Source organism: Actinoplanes sp. GCM10030250 (genome assembly GCF_042666575.1).
Lineage (GTDB): Bacteria > Actinomycetota > Actinomycetes > Mycobacteriales > Micromonosporaceae > Actinoplanes.
Genome location: NZ_JBHTDO010000058.1, coordinates 24,855 through 42,350, shown reverse-complemented (window position 1 = coordinate 42,350; position 17,496 = coordinate 24,855). Strand labels below are relative to the sequence as shown.

Annotated in this window: 19 protein-coding genes and 3 tRNA genes; 9 read left to right on the top strand and 13 right to left on the bottom strand. The window is 69.2% G+C overall.

The annotated features are described in order from the left end of the window. Window positions 1–392: 392 nt before the first annotated feature. The 4 genes from ACFQV6_RS42140 to ACFQV6_RS42125 all read right to left on the bottom strand — a co-directional run bounded on the left by ACFQV6_RS42140 (window position 393) and on the right by ACFQV6_RS42125 (window position 5,314). Window positions 393–1,262: a Rieske 2Fe-2S domain-containing protein gene (locus ACFQV6_RS42140; RefSeq protein WP_378033343.1), complete on the bottom strand. Its 870-nt coding sequence runs from the start codon at window positions 1,260–1,262 to the stop codon at window positions 393–395. 105 nt (window positions 1,263–1,367) lie between these two features. Then, window positions 1,368–2,729, bottom strand: a complete 1,362-nt coding sequence (locus tag ACFQV6_RS42135) for a dihydrolipoyl dehydrogenase family protein (RefSeq protein WP_378033342.1) — start codon at window positions 2,727–2,729, stop codon at window positions 1,368–1,370. Window positions 2,730–3,104: 375 nt separating this feature from the next. After that, window positions 3,105–4,427, bottom strand: coding sequence for a cryptochrome/photolyase family protein (locus ACFQV6_RS42130; RefSeq protein WP_378033341.1), 1,323 nt, complete (start codon window positions 4,425–4,427; stop codon window positions 3,105–3,107). After that, window positions 4,427–5,314, bottom strand: coding sequence for a phytoene/squalene synthase family protein (locus ACFQV6_RS42125; RefSeq protein WP_378033340.1), 888 nt, complete (start codon window positions 5,312–5,314; stop codon window positions 4,427–4,429). Before ACFQV6_RS42125 ends, ACFQV6_RS42130 begins: the two co-directional genes overlap by 1 nt. An 82-nt stretch (window positions 5,315–5,396) precedes the next feature. Here ACFQV6_RS42125 and ACFQV6_RS42120 point away from each other — a divergent pair, with 82 nt between their 5' ends. From ACFQV6_RS42120 to ACFQV6_RS42090, 7 genes are all read left to right on the top strand, one after another. Next, window positions 5,397–6,575, top strand: coding sequence for a polyprenyl synthetase family protein (locus ACFQV6_RS42120; RefSeq protein WP_378033339.1), 1,179 nt, complete (start codon window positions 5,397–5,399; stop codon window positions 6,573–6,575). A 57-nt stretch (window positions 6,576–6,632) separates the two neighbouring features. Continuing rightward, window positions 6,633–8,117: a phytoene desaturase family protein gene (gene crtI / locus ACFQV6_RS42115; RefSeq protein WP_378033338.1), complete on the top strand. Its 1,485-nt coding sequence runs from the start codon at window positions 6,633–6,635 to the stop codon at window positions 8,115–8,117. Window positions 8,118–8,263: 146 nt separating this feature from the next. Next, entirely contained in the window at window positions 8,264–8,890 is a 627-nt protein-coding gene (gene idi / locus ACFQV6_RS42110) for an isopentenyl-diphosphate Delta-isomerase (protein WP_378033337.1), read from the top strand. Continuing rightward, the gene (locus ACFQV6_RS42105) at window positions 8,880–9,935 is read left to right on the top strand and encodes a MerR family transcriptional regulator (RefSeq protein ID WP_378033336.1); all 1,056 of its coding nucleotides are present in this window, start codon (window positions 8,880–8,882) and stop codon (window positions 9,933–9,935) included. Before idi ends, ACFQV6_RS42105 begins: the two co-directional genes overlap by 11 nt. A 177-nt stretch (window positions 9,936–10,112) precedes the next feature. Further along, window positions 10,113–10,185, top strand: a tRNA-Glu gene (locus ACFQV6_RS42100). 61 nt (window positions 10,186–10,246) lie between these two features. Continuing rightward, window positions 10,247–10,320 (top strand) — tRNA-Asp (locus tag ACFQV6_RS42095). Window positions 10,321–10,334: 14 nt separating this feature from the next. Further along, window positions 10,335–10,411 (top strand) — tRNA-Phe (locus ACFQV6_RS42090). A gap of 161 nt (window positions 10,412–10,572) precedes the next feature. Here the strand turns inward: ACFQV6_RS42090 and ACFQV6_RS42085 are convergent. The 3 genes from ACFQV6_RS42085 to ACFQV6_RS42075 all read right to left on the bottom strand — a co-directional run bounded on the left by ACFQV6_RS42085 (window position 10,573) and on the right by ACFQV6_RS42075 (window position 12,469). Next, complete coding sequence (locus ACFQV6_RS42085) at window positions 10,573–11,328, bottom strand: DUF899 domain-containing protein (protein ID WP_378033335.1); 756 nt, start codon at window positions 11,326–11,328, stop codon at window positions 10,573–10,575. A gap of 183 nt (window positions 11,329–11,511) precedes the next feature. Next, window positions 11,512–12,006: a permease-like cell division protein FtsX gene (locus tag ACFQV6_RS42080; protein ID WP_378033334.1), complete on the bottom strand. Its 495-nt coding sequence runs from the start codon at window positions 12,004–12,006 to the stop codon at window positions 11,512–11,514. Window positions 12,007–12,049: 43 nt separating this feature from the next. Further along, complete coding sequence (locus tag ACFQV6_RS42075; protein WP_378033333.1) at window positions 12,050–12,469, bottom strand: DUF2510 domain-containing protein; 420 nt, start codon at window positions 12,467–12,469, stop codon at window positions 12,050–12,052. Window positions 12,470–12,696: 227 nt separating this feature from the next. Here ACFQV6_RS42075 and ACFQV6_RS42070 point away from each other — a divergent pair, with 227 nt between their 5' ends. Further along, window positions 12,697–13,005: a hypothetical protein gene (locus tag ACFQV6_RS42070; RefSeq protein WP_378033332.1), complete on the top strand. Its 309-nt coding sequence runs from the start codon at window positions 12,697–12,699 to the stop codon at window positions 13,003–13,005. Between the two features lie 4 nt (window positions 13,006–13,009). On the opposite strand, the gene ACFQV6_RS42065 is transcribed toward ACFQV6_RS42070, so the two are convergent. The 3 genes from ACFQV6_RS42065 to ACFQV6_RS42055 are packed head-to-tail and all read right to left on the bottom strand — an operon-like array spanning window position 13,010 to window position 14,498. Continuing rightward, on the bottom strand, window positions 13,010–13,684 hold the full coding sequence (locus ACFQV6_RS42065; protein ID WP_378033331.1) for a DUF2786 domain-containing protein: 675 nt from the start codon (window positions 13,682–13,684) through the stop codon (window positions 13,010–13,012). Window positions 13,685–13,707: 23 nt separating this feature from the next. Continuing rightward, entirely contained in the window at window positions 13,708–14,097 is a 390-nt protein-coding gene (locus ACFQV6_RS42060) for a hypothetical protein (protein ID WP_378033330.1), read from the bottom strand. A 50-nt stretch (window positions 14,098–14,147) separates the two neighbouring features. Next, window positions 14,148–14,498 (bottom strand): hotdog fold thioesterase, encoded by a 351-nt coding sequence (locus ACFQV6_RS42055; RefSeq protein WP_378033347.1) that lies wholly within the window; start codon window positions 14,496–14,498, stop codon window positions 14,148–14,150. 199 nt (window positions 14,499–14,697) lie between these two features. On the opposite strand from ACFQV6_RS42055, the gene ACFQV6_RS42050 reads away from it, so the two are divergent. After that, window positions 14,698–14,946: a hypothetical protein gene (locus tag ACFQV6_RS42050; protein WP_378033329.1), complete on the top strand. Its 249-nt coding sequence runs from the start codon at window positions 14,698–14,700 to the stop codon at window positions 14,944–14,946. On the opposite strand, the gene ACFQV6_RS42045 is transcribed toward ACFQV6_RS42050, so the two are convergent. From ACFQV6_RS42045 to ACFQV6_RS42035, 3 genes are all read right to left on the bottom strand, one after another. Continuing rightward, entirely contained in the window at window positions 14,947–16,200 is a 1,254-nt protein-coding gene (locus ACFQV6_RS42045) for a PrsW family intramembrane metalloprotease (protein WP_378033328.1), read from the bottom strand. 49 nt (window positions 16,201–16,249) lie between these two features. Beyond that, window positions 16,250–16,846, bottom strand: a complete 597-nt coding sequence (locus ACFQV6_RS42040; protein ID WP_378033327.1) for a hypothetical protein — start codon at window positions 16,844–16,846, stop codon at window positions 16,250–16,252. Window positions 16,847–16,928: 82 nt separating this feature from the next. Then, window positions 16,929–17,495 (bottom strand): RNA 2'-phosphotransferase, encoded by a 567-nt coding sequence (locus ACFQV6_RS42035; RefSeq protein ID WP_378033326.1) that lies wholly within the window; start codon window positions 17,493–17,495, stop codon window positions 16,929–16,931. Window position 17,496: the final 1 nt, after the last annotated feature.

The following is a 17,496-nucleotide window of genomic DNA, read 5'->3' as shown; positions in this document are numbered from 1 at the left end:
GACAGGCCGGGGTATTGCCATAAATGGCACTGGCTTATCAAGCACCCTGTTGAGTTCTCAAAGAACAACCACACACCTTCAAACGATCCGCGTTCGCGGCCCGTCTTGCCGGGGCACTCGCTCTACATTACTTGGCCTTCCTGGCAGTGTCAACCGGTTGATCCCGGTTGGTGCCGATCTAGCCCAGTACATCCCCGTCGCGCACCCACAGCGAGGCCGTAGGTTCGGTTCCGAGGATTTGGCAGGACGGCCGCTGCGGATCTCTCCGCGAGCTCGCCCGTTTCCCTGCCGGCTCGCAAAACATTACCCGCTGATTTCCGGGTACTCCAAACCGGGTACCAGTCTTCCGCATCGTCCCAGCTCAGCGCTGGGAAACAGCGGGGAACATCAGACTATGGGCGGCGGACCTCGACCGAGCCCTCGCGGACTCGTACCGGCAGGACCGGCTGATCATTGGCGGCCGGCCCGTGCACGGCGTGCCCGTCGATCAGGCTGAACGTGCTCCCGTGCCAGGGACACACCACACAAGCCTCCGAACCGGTACCGACCACGTCCCCTTCACCGAGGGGCCCGGCCTCGTGCGAGCACCGCTCGATCATGGCGCTGACTCGATCCCCCTGCCGATACAGCAGGACCGGCACATCCCCCGCCTTCCGCACAGCGGGCTTGCCCTCCGGAAGGCTGGCCAGCGAGCCGACCTCGGTCCACTCCTCAGGAACCAGCGCCACCTGCGGAGCCGCGTGGCTGATGCCACCGCCTTGTGCGTACGAAAGATGTCCCCCGAGATAGGCACCAGCTCCGGCAACCGAGAGTCCGGCCAGGGCCAGCGCCCGTCCCCGCGCGTGCCGCCCCGACAGCCGTGCCACCAGCGAGCTCGCGTAGAGGCCGGTCGCGAGCAGGTTGGTAGCGGCATGAACGAGTCCGACCCGCCGCCGGTCCTTGGTCATCTCCGACCAGTCGACCCAGCCGGCGAGCGCAGCCGGCGGTACCGCGGCGACTCCGGTAGCGATCAGCACGGTGGCGGCTTTCTTGGCACCCGGCACGAACTGCTCGGGCATCAAATCGAGGACCGCAGCGGAGATGAAGGCGCCGACCGGCACCTGCACGAGGACCGGGTGGAGCGGGTGCCCCATCCAGGTGCCGTGTAGGAGGTCGCGCAGTGTTCGCGGCCGGATCGCGCTGGTGACCGCCGCCTGAATTTTGTCGCCGGCGCCGTCGAGCGCACCGGCCTGCTCGATACGTGTGATTGTCTGCCGCAACATAGGTGGGCGTTTCCCACCCAGGTGCACCCCAAACCCCAACCCCTTTTCCGGTACGCGGAACCGAGGCTCCACGTACCGGATAGCAGGGGTGTCAGCCCAGAAGGGTCAGGCCAGGGCTTTGAGCGCGTCCCCGATCCCGCGATGGAACGTCGGGTAAGCCCAGATCGTGCTGAGCAGAGTGCCGAGCGGCACCTCGGCGTGCACAGCGACCGACAGCGCACCGATCATCTCCCCGCCGGCCGGACCAGCAGTGGTGGCACCCACGAGCACTCCGCGTTCCTGATCGGCGACCACCTTGATGAACCCCTCGTTCCCGGGCCCGTGGATGAAGCCCCGCGACGTGGACGACAGCGGCACGTGACCCACCCGTACGTTCAGACCGGCGTCCCTGGCCTGCTGCTCGGTGAGTCCGACGGCGCCGATCTCCGGGTCGAGGAAGGTGACCCGCGGCCGGGCCCGGTAGTCGGCACCGGGACCGCCCTGGCCGAGGATGTCGCGCACCGCGATGTCGGCCTCGTACATGGCCATGTGGGTGAAGTTGCCGTTTCCGGTCACGTCACCGACCGCCCACACGCCGTCCGCCGCGCGCATCCGCTCGTCCGTGGTGACGAAGCGCGCCTTCGGGTCGAGACCGAGGTGCTCGACGCCGAGGTCCTGGAGGCGGGCGGCCCGGCCGGTGGCGACGAGCAGCTTCTCGCCGGTGAGGCTGGTGCCGTCGGAGAGGGTGACGGTGAAGCCGCCATCGTGGGTGACGTTCGTGGCGCGGACGCCGGTGTGGATCCGCACGCCGTCGGCGGTCATCACCTTCGCGGCGACCTCGGAGGATTCCGGCTCCTCCATGGCGAGCACCCGGTCCGAGCCCTCGATGATCGTCACCTGGACGCCGAACCGGGCGAAGACCTGCGCGAACTCACAGCCGATCGCCCCGCCGCCGAGCACGAGCAGCGACTCCGGCAGGGTGGCCACCTCGACCGCGTCGCGGTTGGTCCAGTACGGCGTGCCGGCGAGACCGTCGATCGGCGGGATCACGGCCACGGTGCCTGTTCCGAGAACGATCGCGCGCGTTGCCTCGTACCCCTGCTCTCCCACCCGCACCCGGCCCGGTCCGGTGATCGCAGCCCGGCCACGCACGAAGGTCCCGCCCTTGCTGGTGAAGCGATCCACGGCGACCTTGTCGTTCCAGTCGTCGGTTGCCTCGTCCCGGACGCGTTTGGCGACCGGTGACCAATCCGGGGTCACCGTCGAGGTGCCGGCCAAGCCGGGGATGCGCCGCGCCTCGGCGAGCGCACTGCCCGCGCGGACCATGATCTTGGTGGGAATGCAGCCCCAGTACGGACATTCGCCGCCGACCAGGGTGTGCTCGATGCCGACCACGTTCAATCCGGCCGCTGCCAGCCGGCCCGCGACCTCCTCGCCGCCGACACCGAGGCCGACGACCACCACGTCCACTTGCCGTGTATCACCCATGGGGTTCAGCTAACCACTGAGTCGCGGCCGAGAAAGTCTCATGTGGCGTGCGCCGCGGACGATTCCTGACGGTGCGGTAAGCGGGTACACCCAGGAAGGGCGGCCATGAGGGGGCGATGGCGGGGGCATGGCTGGTGCCCCCTCCATCCTCATGGCCGCCACCGCACCTTCACTGAGCAATTTTCAACCTGGCATCGGGCCTGAAGCTGCCGGGCCGTTGTGCGGCCCCGGCCACCGAGGCCCTCACCACGTTGACAAAGGCTCACTTTCGTGAGGTACGCGGAACCCGCCGGTTGACGTTTTGACGGACGCAACCGCCGGCGGGTCCCGCTCCCTCCCCGTCCGGACCGGGCACGAGGCATGCCCGGGCGGAGTTCACGGCCGCAGCCAGACCGCCTCGTCCCGGTGCGATTCCAGCGGTGCGGGGTAATCGAGGCCACGGCGCACCGGATCGGGCAGACGCCAAGGCTGGTGCACGGCGGCACCGTCGACGCCTTTCAATTCCGGTACGTAGCGCCGAACGTACACGCCTTCGGGATCGAAGCGGAGCGCTTGCCTAATAGGGTTGAAACGGCGGTAGGGCCGGGTGTCGTTGCCGGTGCCGGCCACCCACTGCCAGTTGCCGGAGTTGTTCGGCACGTCGCCGTCGAGCAGCCAGCGGAAGAACCACTTCACGCCGAGCCGCCAGTCCACACCGAGGTGTTTGGTGAGGAACGCGGCGGTGATCAGCCGGGCCCGGTTGTGCATCCACCCCTCGGCGCGCAGTTGCCGCATGCCGGCGTCGACGACCGGCACCCCGGTGAGTCCGTCCTGCCAGTGCTCGAGCGCGTCGTAGTCGTAACGCCAGTCCCGGTCGCCCGACGATCGGTAGGCCTCGGTCGACAGCTTCGGGAAGACGTTCGTCACCTGGTAGTAGAAGTCGCGCCAGCAGAGTTGCCGGACGAAGGCGCCGGCGTCCTGAGACTTGGCTGCTTCGGCGACGGTCAAGGGCGAGAGACAACCCCATCTGAGGTACGGGCTGAGCCTGCTCGTTCCGTCGCCGGGCATGTCGTTGTGCGCGTCCTCGTACCCCTGAATCTGCCGCAACCAGGCAGCCAGCCGGCGCTTGCCGATGCTTTCGCCCCCCTCGGCGGCGTGCGGTGACTCCCCGTCGGGAATGGCCGGCAGCTGCCCGGGCTCGATGCCGTCCGGCAGGGTGATCCTCTCCGGGGTGGCTGCCTGCTGCCGCCAGGTCGCCGCCGCCCAGGCCCGGTGATAGGGCGAGAAGACGCGGTACGACTCGCCGCCCCCACCCGGTCGCACAGTCCCGGGCTCGACCACCGTCACGCCCGGGAAGAGGCCGAACCCGATCCGGTGCTGCTCACACTCGTCCCGCAGGCGGCCCTCGCGCCGGCGGGCGTATCCACTGACGTCCGCGGCGGCACCGATCGTCTCCGCGCCCGTCTCCCGCGCCACCCGGATCGCCTCGGCCACCGGGTCACCGGTGCGCACCACCAGATCGCCGCCGCGGCCGCGCAGCTCACCACGGAGGTCGGCGAGGCTCTGGTGCAGGAAGCGCGACCGGTTCGGGGAGAGGTTCGCCAGTTTCGGATCGAGCACGTAGAGCGGGACGACCCGGTCGGCGGTGCAGGCGGCCGCGAGCGCCGGGTTGTCGTGCACCCGGAGGTCACGGGTGAGCAGGACCACCGAGGTGCGCATCAGGCCGCCAGTTCGATCGGTGTGCCCGGCCGGGTGAGCAGGCTGCGCACGGCGACGGCGGCGCGGCGGCGGTTCGGCACGGTGGCCCGGCGGGCGAAGACGTCGTAGTCGGCCGCCTCGATCTCGGCCAGGATGCCGCCGTAGAGCTGATATGCGGTGCGCATGCACGCCTGCGAGGCGGGCTCCAGCAGCGGGATGCCGGGAGCGGCGGCCGTGTAGTGCTCGCGGGCCCGGTCCGTCTCGGCTCTGATCAGCGCTTTCACCTCGGGCGTGGCGACGCGCGCCCGCAGCATCTCCGCCGTGACACCGTGCTCGTCGAGGTGCTCCTGGGGCAGGTAGACGCGGCCGCGCTCCAGATCCTCGGCGACGTCGCGGATGAAGTTGGTCAGCTGGAAGGCGAAGCCGAGCTGACGGGCCGGCTCGCGGGCCGCGGCCCGGTCGGAGGTGCCGAGGATGGGCAGCATCATCGTGCCGATCACCGCGGCCGAGCCCTCCATGTAGTCCAGGAGGTCGTCGTAGGTGCGGTAGCTGGTGACCGTGATGTCCATCGCCATGCTGCGCAGGAACTTCTCGAAGTCCTCGAGGTCGAGGTCGAAGACCGCGATGGTGTGCAGCACCGCGGGCAGCAGTTCGTCGTCGGTGGGCTCGCCCCGCAGGCCGGCGAGGAACTGCTCGGACCACGCGGTCAGCAGCGCGGCGCGCTCCGCGGCGGGCCGAGACTCGGTGCGATCGACAATCTCGTCCGCATATCGGGTGAATCCATAGAGAGCGTGCACATGTCGTCGCTTCCATGCCGGTAGCAACCGGGTCGCGAGGTAGTACGTCCGCCCGTGCTCTCGATGTAGTTCACGGCAGCGCGCATAAGCGGCTGCTAGATCGGTATCCATCCCGGGCCTCCGATAAATCGATGCCGATGAAATCGACGCACGAATCGACGCAACTTCAAGAAGTTAGGGTACGGTACTCAGCGTGGCCAATCACACCCTCGAGGGAAATCGTGTTGAAACGATCCCCCGCCAGCTGGTCTCGCAGCGAGCCCTGATCGGCGCTGTCGAGGGGACGCTGGCCGACTTCCTCGCCTGTCAGATCGCCGCCCTCGACGCCGTCGACCCCGCCCTCGGTGGCTTCGCGCGCACCGCACGCGACCTGGTCATGGCCGGTGGCAAGCGGATCCGGCCGACCTTCGCCTACTGGGGCTGGCGCGGTGTCGCCGGCTCCGCCGAGCCGGTCGAACAGGTTCTACCCGCTCTCGGCGCGCTCGAACTCATGCACACGTTCGCGCTGGTGCACGACGACCTGATGGACGGCTCCGCCACCCGGCGCGGCCGGCCCACCGCACACCGGCTCTTCGCCGCCCATCACGGCACCCGGTTCGGTGACTCGGCGGCGATCCTGGTCGGCGACCTCTGCCTGGTCTGGGCCGACCAGCTGCTGGCACGCACCCCGCTGTCGCCGTCGGTCCTGCTCGAGGTCCGCGGCCGCTACGACCGGATGCGGATCGAGGCGATCGCCGGGCAATATCTCGACGTGCTCGGCGAGACCGACCCGCGGTCCTGGTCGGTGGAGCGGGCGCTGCTCGTGGCCCGGCACAAGACCGCCAGCTACACGGTGCAGTGGCCGCTCGGGTTCGGGCTCGCCCTGGCCGGCGGCGACTCCCGGCTGGAGGAGGCGTTCCGGACGTACGGGCTGGCGGTCGGCGAGGCCTTCCAGCTGCGCGACGACCTGCTCGGGGTCTACGGGGACCCGGCGGTGACCGGGAAGCCGGCGGCGGACGACCTGCGTACCGGGAAGCCGACGACCTTGATGATGCTGGCGCAGCAGATGGCGAGCGAGGCGCAGCTCGCGGAGCTGGCGGCGCCGATTGCGCCGGGCGCGTCGGTTGCATCAGTTGCGTCGATTTCGTCTGAGGATGGCGCCACCACAGGCCTCGCCGGAGCCGTCAACCCCGCCGAGGGCTCCGGCGAGCTGAACCCCTACGCCCGGCGCGCCCGGCTCATCGCCGAGACGGGTGCGCCGGCCCGGGTCGAGGAGATGATCCGGGCCCGGGTCGACGAAGGCGTCGCCGCCCTGGCCGACGCCCCGATCCGCCCGGACGCGCGGGCCGCCCTCACCGAGCTGGCGACCACCGCGACACAGCGCCCGGCATGATGAGCCTCCACCACCCCCCGATCTTCTCCATCACCCCCCGATTTTTGGAGCCCTGACGTGCGTACCGTGACCGGATCCACCGACCGAGTCGTCGTGGTCGGTGCCGGCCTCGGCGGCCTGGCCTGCGCGCTGCACCTGGCCGCGGCCGGACGCCAGGTCACCGTCGTCGAACGGGAGCCGATACCCGGCGGCCGTGCCGGTCGGCTGTCGGCCGGCGGCTTCGAGTTCGACACCGGGCCGACAGTGCTGACCATGCCGGAACTGATCGCCGAACCACTCGCCGCGGTCGGCGAGAAACTCAGCGACTGGCTCGAGCTCACCCCGCTCGACCCCGCCTACCGCGCGTACTACCCGGACGGGTCGACGCTCGACGTGCGTACCGACACCACCCGGATGGCGGCCGAGGTCGCCCGGGTCTGCGGCCCCCGCGAGGCCGACGGCTACCTGCGGTTCGTCGACTACACCCGGCGGCTCTGGCAGCTGGAGCGCGCCAACTTCATCGACAAGAACCTGGACACCCCGGTCGACCTGATGAACCTGAGCCTGCTGAAGCTGCTCGGCATGGGCGGGTTCCGGCGGCTCCAACCGAAGATCAACCAGTTCTTTCGGGACCCCCGAACCCAGCGGATCTTCTCGTTCCAGGCGATGTACGCGGGACTGGCACCGCACGACGCGCTGGCCATCTACGCGGTCATCGCGTACCTCGACTCGGTGGCCGGGGTGTACTTCCCGGTCGGCGGCATGCACGCCGTCCCGAAAGCGATGGCGGGCGCCGCCGAGAAACACGGTGTCACCTTCCGTTATGACACCACCGTCGACCGGGTGACCACGGCACACGGCCGCGCCACCGGCGTGATGACGGCCGACGGCGAGCACATCCCGGCTGACGTGGTCGTACTCAACCCGGACCTTCCTGTTGCCTACCGCGACCTGCTTCCGCCGCGCCGCTGGCAACGGCCGCTGAGCTACTCACCGTCATGCGTGGTCCTTCACATCGGATCGGACCGGAGCTATTCGAAGATCGCCCACCACAACATCCACTTCGGGCACGCGTGGAAGGGCACCTTCGACGAGGTGATCAACAAGGGCCTGCTGATGAGCGATCCGTCCCTGCTCGTCACGAACCCGACGCACACCGACCCGACGGCGGCACCCGACGGCAAACAGACGTACTACGTGCTGGCGCCCACCCCGAACCTGGAGTCCGGACCGATGAACTGGCGCGGCGGCCTGGGCAAGCGTTACGCCGACGAGCTGCTCCAGGTTCTCGAAAAGCGTGGATACATCGGCTTCCGGGACGGCGTCGAAGTGCAGCGGATCATCACGCCGGCCGACTGGGCCGACGACGGGATGGCGGCCGGCACCCCGTTCGCGGCGGCGCACAGCTTCTCGCAGACCGGCCCGTTCCGGCCGTCGAACCTGCACCCGAGCCTGGGCAACGTCGTGTTCACCGGGTCCGGGACACAGCCCGGCGTAGGCGTACCGATGGTTCTGATCTCCGGCAAGCTCGCCGCTTCCCGCATCACCGGGGGCACCCAGTGACCACGCGCGAATCACACCTCGTTCCCCGCATCGCCGGAGGCACCCAGTGACCGCCCGCGAATCACACCTCGTTTCCCGCATCGCCGGAGGCACCCAGTGACCGCCCGCGAATCACACCTCGTTTCCCGCATCGCCGGAGGCACCGAGTGACGGCACGCGAATCACACCTGGTCGAGCTTGTCGGCGAGGACGGCACGCCGGCCGGGTCGGCCACCGTGCAGGAGGCGCACGAGGCGCCCGGGCAGCTGCACCGTGCCTTCTCGGTGTTCCTCCGCGACGACCGGGGCCGGGTGCTGCTCCAGCAGCGGGCGGCGACGAAGACCCGCTTCCCGCTGCGCTGGGGTAACACCTGCTGCGGGCATCCCGGGCCGGGAGAGGACCTGACGGTCGCTGCCCAGCGGCGCCTGAAGGAGGAACTCGGCGTGGCCGGGATGGGGCTGGTCGAGGTCGGGGTCTACACGTACTTCGCCGAGGACCCGATGACCGGGCGGGTCGAGCGGGAGTACGACCACGTGCTGCTCGGGCAGATCGCGACCGGCACCGAGTTCCAGCCGGATCCGGCCGAGGTGGCACGGCTGCGGTGGACGGGACTGCCGGATTTGCGGCAGCGGTTGGAGAGTGAGCCGGAGACGTACGCGCCCTGGCTCTCCGGTGTGGCGGAGCGGCTCAGCTCGTACCTTTCTTCCCCATCCCCTTTGCCCTCCCCACCTTCTGGTTCCGCTGCTCTGGAGCGTTCCGGTTCTTCTGTTCCGGAGCGGTCGGGTGGCAGATGACGGCCTGAGCGCCGGCGCCGCAGCACGCCGTCTCGGCGTCGCGGTGACCACGTTGCGCACATGGCATCAGCGGTACGGGCTCGGCCCCAGCCGCCACGAGCCGGGACACCACCGGCGATACACCGTCGAGGACATGGTTCGGCTGCAGGTGATGCAGCGCCTCACCGCGCAGGGGGTGGCGCCGGCGGAGGCTGCTGCTTGGGCACGCCGGACGCCTGAGGCCACTGCCGCTTCGCCCGAACCGGCCGCCTCTGACGGTTCCGCCGATTCTCTGGGCTCGGCTGCTACGGCCGATTCCGCTGCTCCCGTGGGCTCGGCTGTTTCCGCGGGCTCGGCTGTTTCTGCGGGCTCGGCTGTTTCTGCGGGCTCGGAGGGCTTCGTCTTCGCGGGGGATGCTCCGGCAGGCGGAGGGCAGACCATCGCGCTCGGTGTGCGAGCGGATCCGGCGGCCCGTGGGCTCGCCCGCGCCGCCATGCGGTTGGACGCACCGTCCATGCGGCACATCACCTCGGAAGCGATCACCGAGCGGGGCGTGATCCCCACCTGGAACCAAGTGATCATGCCGGTGCTGATCGGTATCGGGGAGCGGTACGAGGTCACCGAGCGCTTCATCGAGGTCGAACACCTGCTCTCGCGCACCGTCACCGAGGTCCTCGCCACGGTGCCCCGCCCACCACGGGACCGGGTCCCCCGCGTCCTGCTCGCCGCAGCCGACGAGGAGCAGCACACCCTGCCGCTCGAGGCGCTGGCCGCGGCGCTGGCCGAAGGCGGGGTACCGACCAGGCTGTTCGGGGCGCGGGTGCCGGTCCGGGCGCTGCTGGACGCGGTCGACCGTACCGGCCCGGCAGTGGTGGTGCTCTGGTCACAGCTGCCGGCCACCGGGGACGTCGGTCAGTTGGAGCGGCTGCTCCGCGTACCTCATCCCCCTCTCGTAGTCGCCGCAGCCGGTCCTGGCTGGCCCCTCCACGGACTGCCCCCCGAGGTGACCCCCCTCGCCGGTCTGGCCGACGCAGTCCGCGTGGCCACCGCCGGCGCCGCCGGATGAGCGAGTCCGCGTTTTCGCAGCTCACAGACTCGGCACCCAAAAGAGGGGTACCGATTTGGAGACCGCTCGGTGGATCACATATGCTTTGCAGGCCTCAACGGGGCGCGGTTGGGGCGAAGGCCACCAAACGTTGCCGATCACGCAGCCAGCGGGATGTGCAATGATGGCGGAGTTCTTGCCCTCATCGTCTAGTGGCCTAGGACGCCGCCCTTTCAAGGCGGTAGCACGGGTTCGAATCCCGTTGGGGGTACTGGTAAGTTAGCAGCTAGAGTTGCTGGCGAGCCGGAGTAAGGTACGACAGTTACAAGCAAGGTCCTGTGGAGCAGTTGGAGTGCTCGCCGCCCTGTCAAGGCGGAGGTCGCGGGTTCAAGTCCCGTCAGGACCGCAAGAAAGTCTCACGGCCAGGTAGCTCAGTTGGTACGAGCGTCCGACTGAAAATCGGAAGGTCGGCGGTTCGACCCCGCCCCTGGCCACCAAGCCTCTCGCCGGGCTTTGAGCGTCGTCCACCTGCTGAAAAGCACGGTGGGCGTTCTGCTTTCCGGGCCTGTTTCGCCGCCTCGACGTTAACCACACGCAAGGTTCGTTACGCCCGCATCGGACCCGTCGCGCGAAAGCGCCGATCGGTGCGCGGATGGCGTCAGCTGAAGTCGGGGATGGCGTCGCGGGAAGTGTCTGAGCGGCCCTTCGGTTCCTCCCAGTCCTCCTGGCGGCCCAGGGCCGTCATGTCCAGGAGCCCGTACGCGCCGCCGACCTGTTCGGTTCCCCGGGCGAACGTCGAATACGTGTGGAAGACCTGGTCGCCGTCCCGGAGGAAGCAACTCATGCCCGGCTGTTCCATCGGCTGCGAGTCGGAGTCGAGGATCCATGCGAAGCCGGCCTCGCGCAGCTCGTCCGGGCCGCGATAGTTGAACTGGACCGGTGTCACCGACTCGTCCAGGGTGACGTGAAAGTCGTAGTTGAAGCGTGAGCCGTACGACGAGTAGAACGGGATCGTCCAGCCGCGCTTCGCCCGGTACGCCTCCAGCTTCGGCAGCGGGGCACGGGCCACGACGGCGTACACGGTGCTGCGCGCTCGCAGGTTTCGCAGCAGGCCGTCGGAGAGTTCGTCGACGGCGGCCGTGCAGCTGCCGCAGCCGTCCTCCCACTCCGGGTTGAACATGAAGTGCTGCACGATCAGCTGGCGCCGGCCGTCGAACAGGTCCAGCAGGCTCACGGAACCGTCCGGACCCTCGAACCGGTACTCCTCGTCGACGCGCGTCATCGGCAGCCGCCGGCGCTCGGCGTTCAGCGCGTCCTTGGCGCGCACCGCCTCTTTCTCGCTGGTCAGCAGCTCTCGTCGCGCGGCCAGCCACTGCTCACGCGACACGATCTCAGGCAGATTGCTCTCCGTCATACCACTAAGGACCCACACGCCCCCGAAAAATCATCGGCCGACCCCACCACGAGCGCACACGTTGGCGTTCCGTGTGCGCGGAGAGGGCCACTGACGTGGGTGAAAGCGCACACAACGCCAACGTGTGCAGCTACCAAGGCGAAAACGCAAAGGCGGAGGCCCGGAGGCGCGGAAACGCCGAACTCAGCAGCTGAGCTCCGCCCCGTACCGGCCCCCGGCAGGCCGCATCGCGATCCACACCCGCTCCACACCGGCAAGCTCACGAATCTCCGGAACGGGACCGCAGTCGAACTCACGAGCCACCGAAATCAGGCGAAACGACTCGGACATGCTTTCCAACTGGATGCCCTCGACCCGATCCGGCTGATGCTTCCAAGTCTCCTTCACCCTGGCCAGCGCCTCGTCGCGAGTTTCCAGCCGAACAGCACCCCCGTCCGGGAACTCGTCGAGCTCCGCCCGGATGACCGCCTTGTCCTCGGCCGAGATGTCCGGCTCCAAGAAGACCGCGACTTCGAACTTCCGGTCCGGAACGTACCGATATCCGGCAAGAAGCAGCACCGAGGTGGACGCGGCAGCACCGATCACGAGCGCCGCCGCGGTCACCGCCAGCATCATTCGCAGACGTCGCGACGGCTCCGATGGTGGTGGCGCGTCGCCGTCCGGGTCCCCGTGAGTCATGATCCAAAAGCTATATCAGCGACTGGCAACGCCGGGATCCGCTTCAATGTCCGAGTTGGACGACGATCAGTCCTGAATAGAAGGCGGCCAGACCCACCAGGCCCAGCACGATGCCGCTCACCGCCATGGCACGCCCGGTCGCCGGGCCGGAGGCGCGCCGCACGCCGACAACGCCCCAGATCAGGGCACCCGCTGACGGCAGCAGCAGCGGATTCGCGACCAGGCCGGCAAGGCCGAGGATCAGCGCGAGGAAGGCGGCCGGGTTCGGCCCGGAGAAACCCCAGGTTCGGTTGCGCTCCGGCAACGGTTGCGGTGCGATCGACATACCAAAGGGCTCGGGGTACGCGGAAACCACAGCCGCCGGCAGGACATGTCCCGTCCACCGCAAGCCGTCCCACCAGCGCTGCCCTCGATTGCCCGCCGGGTCGGCGTACCAGCCGGCCGGGACTGTCGTCTCGCTCATCGTGGCGTTTGATCGGGTGCCGTCCGGCTCGGTTGAGTAAAAACGCTTCACTCGTACGCCGAAAGGGTTTTGAATGTGCCCACCCGGCAGACTGCCGTTCTGCGACAGCGCCCACCTCTTGTAGGCCGCCGCCCGGTCTATCAGAGTGTTATCGGGATCGGTCACTGGCCCGGGAATCCTTTTGACCTCTGGAAACCTTTGACCTCTGGAAATCGAGGAGGCGAGTCGTGCAGACCTTCACGAACGAGGCGGAGCAGGCGGCCTACACCCTTGGGGAGGCGCTGATGGACAAAGCGATGTTCTGCATGCGTCACGCCGAGGAGGCGGCAGATGCTTTCCGCGGCGGCCGGATTGCGATGCGCCGGCAGTTCAAGGCGCGGGGACTTTCCGAAGCGGAGGCGGACATCCGCTGGTCAGGCACCTCGCAGGCGACCCGGGCGATCGCCGACAACGGGTTCTTCATGTCGCAGGCAGTGATGTACAACAATGCCGCAGCCGCGCAGTACACGAAGGCGCTCTACCTCAAGCACCAATGACCGCTCACGAGCCGGTGACCGCGGAGCCGCCCAGATCGGCGACCTGACCCGCGCGGTAACCGCGTGTCCGGCCGCTGCCCCGCAACCGGCGCGGCGGCATCTTGGCCAATTGTGGGTAGGTGTCGTCCCGCCGGCGCTCGACGAGGTCGGTGCGATCCACCAGGACCAGTTCGGCGCCGGGGGTCTCCGCGGCGGCGGTTCGTTCGGCCGCCCACAGACGGGCGCTGACCGCCTGGCTGTAACCGACCAGCCAGGAACGCCGATAGGCAGCGGGGTGCTCGCCCGCCGGCACGGGGCTCGCCACCAGGCCGTGTGCCACTTGGACGAGCAGTGAGGTGAAGAGCAGCTCGACCCGCTCCAGGTCGGCGGCATGTCCGAAAAGGTGGCTGCGGGCGAGGCTGCGGCGTTCGAGGTGCACCACCCGGCAGCGCATCGGCGCGGCGACGGCAGCGAGCAGCCCGGCCTTGTCGCGGGAGTAGGGCGGGTCGATCGTGACGACCCGGTCCCCGACCGGGTCGGCCGCCGGGTCGAGGGCGGCGAGCATCGCCTGGTCGACGCCGTATTTCGCGATCAGGTCGGCGGCCTTCGCGGTGAACGCCTCGGCTTCGCCGGGCGTGCAGGCCGGGTCCTCGGCCATAGCGAGCAACTTACGCACGCGGGCCAGCAGGGCGTCAGACATGAGGGGGTACGCGCAAAGCCGTGTCACGCTGCCCGATGGCGCAGGGTCGCGACCGTGGAGCCGGCGAGCGCGAGCAGGCAGTCGGGGAGCCGGCCGTCGGCGATCGCGGCTCCGAAGAGCGCCTCGCCGGTGGGGAAGTCCCCGTTGACGTAGGCGCTGACGAACCGGGCGACCCAGCGCTTGTCGTAACGAGCGTCGTCGATGCCCGGGAACTCCAGCGTCCAGGCGCCGCCGGGCGGAATCTGACCGACCATGGTCGCCGCGAGGCACCAGGCAACGTCCCACGCGCCGACGACGCCGTCCCTGTCGACGACCGCGTCGAAGGTGTCGGCGACGGCGGCGCTGTCGCCGGTGAGGGCGGAGCGCAGGATCTGCGCCGCGTCTTCGAACGCGTCCTGTGGTACTTCGGTCACGTCAGAAAAGGTACGTCCAACCGTCAAGGAACGCTCACCGACGAGGGAATTCAAGCACCACGGAGTAGACAGGTGATCCGTGCGGTGCAGACCCGATCGCCGCTCTCGTCCTCGATGACCACCTCGTACGTCGCCACCGCACGCCCCCGGTGCACCGGCACTGCGATTCCGGTCACCAGACCCGATCGGGCGGCCTTGTGGTGGGTGGCGTTGATGTCGACGCCGACCGCGAACGGCCGGTCCACGGTCTGACCGTGCAGGACCGCGCCCACCGAACCGAGCGTCTCGGCGAGCACGCAGGAGGCACCGCCGTGCAGCAGCCCGTACGGCTGGGTGTTGCCCTCGACCGGCATCGTGCCGACCACCCGCTCGTCGGAGGCCTCGGTGATCACGATGCCCATCCGTTCGGCGAGCGCACCGCCACCGCTGCTGGTGAACAGGTGCTGAGTACCGTCTTCCGCGATATCCACGTCGGCGTACGTTACCGGCGCCTCGCGTCCGGACCAGCGACAACCGTCACAGCTCTATTGACTGACCGGGCGATCATTCGGGTACTGACGGACTGTCGGGCCGGATCGACCGGCCGGAGAAGGAGGCATCGTGAGCGAGCCGCAGGAGATCATCGAGACTCGCGGGTCCGACCGTGTCGACCTGGTGACCAGCGACGCGAACGGTGACGGCAAGCCGGATGTCTGGGTCTCGGACACCGACGGCGACGGCAAGCCCGACCTGTACCAGTTCGACACCGACGGCGACGGCAAGGTCGACATCACCATGGTCGACCTGGACGAGGACGGTACGCCGGACCTGATCGTCGACGGTGACGGCGGGCTGCCGCCGACCGTGTAGTTAGTTGATAAGAGATAGGGCGACCCAGAGGACGCCGATCGCCACGGCTGTCGTACCGACGGTGGAGACGGTGTGCCGCCAGGTCCGGTCGCCCTCCACCGCCTCCGGATGTCCGAGTTGTTCCAGCACGGCACGGTGCTTGCGCACCTCCGCATGGTGCCGGACCTCCGGTTCCGTGGCCCGGCTCAGTTCGACCGCGAGCCGGGCCTGTGCACGTTGCAGACGGCGTACCGCCGACCGGGCACGCCGGCCCGCCCTCGCCGCGGCATGCCGCCGGGCCGCGGCGCGGCGTGATCCCGAGCCGAGCACCAGCAGTTCGCCGTCGGTGATCAGCGCCGGGTCACGCAGCTCCGCCAGCTTCCCCACGTAGTAGGCGGCCTCCCGGTCGTGCGCCCGCCGGACCAGGTACAGGATCAGGAGCAGTGGCGGCAGGCCCTTGAAGACCAGCACCGCGAGCAGCGCGAGCGCACCGTTGCCCAAGCCGTCGCGGAAGAGCGGCGAGTTCCACAGCACGTGCGAGGCCCACGCACCGGCGAGGGCGAGCCCGGCCATCGCGATCCGGTGCCGCCGGGTGCGGTCCGGGTTGACCACGAGGTAACCGATTCCGGCGCCGGCCAGGGCACCGAAGAGGGTGTGGCTCCACACCCCGGCCAGGAAGCCGCGTACCAGGAACGTGGTGACCACCGGCTGAATCTGATCACCTCCCCCGGCCAGCGACACCGCGCCGACGGCGAAGACCACGTCCTCGACGATCTGGAAGCCGAGGCCGACGAGCGCGCCGTAGACCACGCCGTCGAGCACGCTGTTCACCTGCGGCCGGGCGATCAGCACGATGGCGATGACACCGAGCGTCTTGGCGATCTCCTCGACCGTCGGCCCGGCCAGCGCGGCACCCCACTCCGCCGCGAGATGCGGCGAACCGAGCTTCGCGATCAGGTTCTCCAGCGCGTTGCTGCCCGGAATCGACACCGAGGTGGCGACCAGGCCGCCCCAGGCGAACGCGACCACCCGCAGGCTGGCCGGCTCGCGCTCGAGGAAGTCGAGTTCCGAGACGAAGAGCCAGAAGGGTACGGCGAGCAGCGCGAAGAGCAGGATCGCGGTGATCGTGGCGAGCGGGTACACGTCGAGGAACCGGCCGGTGATCTGGGCGATACGCACGGCGCCGGCGGCCAGCAGGGCGGCCACCACCCAGAAGGCGGGCCGGCGGGTGAGCGCGGCGGGCTGGCGGACGCCGGGGCGCACCGGGTCGCTCACGGACGGCTGCCCGTCATCGGGGGCCCTCCGCTCACCGGCGGCTGATCGGTCACCGGTGGCCTTCGGGGCGGCGGGTGTCGAAGCGCAGGGTGCGGGTGCTCGCGTCGATCGCCGGCAGGGTCCGCCCGAGGTCCTGGTCGGCGCCGCTCACGATGATCTCGATGGTGAAGCCGTGCGCGACGAAGACGGTGTACCGGCCGTCACGATCGCCGGCCGTATATCCCCCCTGTAGACCGGCCAGCCCTCCCGCGGTGGCGGCGGCGAGCTGCGTACCGGTGACCTGGTGACCGGAAGTGCCGGTGATCCGCTGGCGCAGGCGTACGGCGGCCGCGGTCAGGTCACCGTCGAAGGGCTGTACGGAGATCGCGTACTGCACCGGGCCGAACCGGAACAGGGCGGTGCCCCGCTCCTTCCCCGGCCGGGTTCCGGTCAGGTCGAGCGTCGCTCCGGGCGGCGGGACGACAGTGACGCCCGCGCCCACCTCGTACGGCTCACCGGACGGCACAGCACGCTCGGCCGGCACGGACCGATCCAGCACCGGCAGGCCGAAGGCGAGACCGGCAAGGATCAGTGCGATAAGAAGCGCGACGGGCAGACCGAGAGCACTGGGGAGATCGGTGAGCTGACTCCGTGTAACCCTCCCCATCCGTCCAAGCTAACGGCGGTTCAGGGCTGCTGTCCGGAGAACCCGTCACCGCCCACAGTGGATGGTCGATCAACCTGGCAGATTACGGATTTGTCCGTTTTACCGAAATATGCGATGACGGCACGACAGTGGTCAGCCATACCCCGTTGTCGCTGCGGTGGAAGACGTGTCCCTCGTCCGCCATCACCCCCGAAGCCACCGCGAGAACGACGACATCTGTCGATCGGCGGCGGCCCACCACGAGCGCGGTCGGCACGTCGATCGAGAGGTGCACATGGTGCCGGCTCCGCGGGCGAAGACCGTCCCGCTGAATCGATGCCAGGTTCGCCCGGGGCGTCCCGTGGAAGAGCTCACGGGGCGGATCGACAGGCGGCAGGTCGAGATCGACAGCGACCCGCCGGGAGTGGCCCTGACTGGCACGGATCAGATCCGCGCCGTCCGGGGCGGTGGAAACCGCGAACCTGGCCTTGTCGTTGCCCGCCACCACGACGTCAAGCTCCGCCCGGCTGATGCCGAGGGCGGTGAGCAGCGTCGCGACGGGCGTCCAGCCGTTCGCGTCGAGCGAGAGACCGGCCACCTCGGGCCGGTGCCGCAGAACCAGGGAGAGCCGCTTGCTGAGGCGCACCTGGTCGCGGGTGAGTGGGGTCATG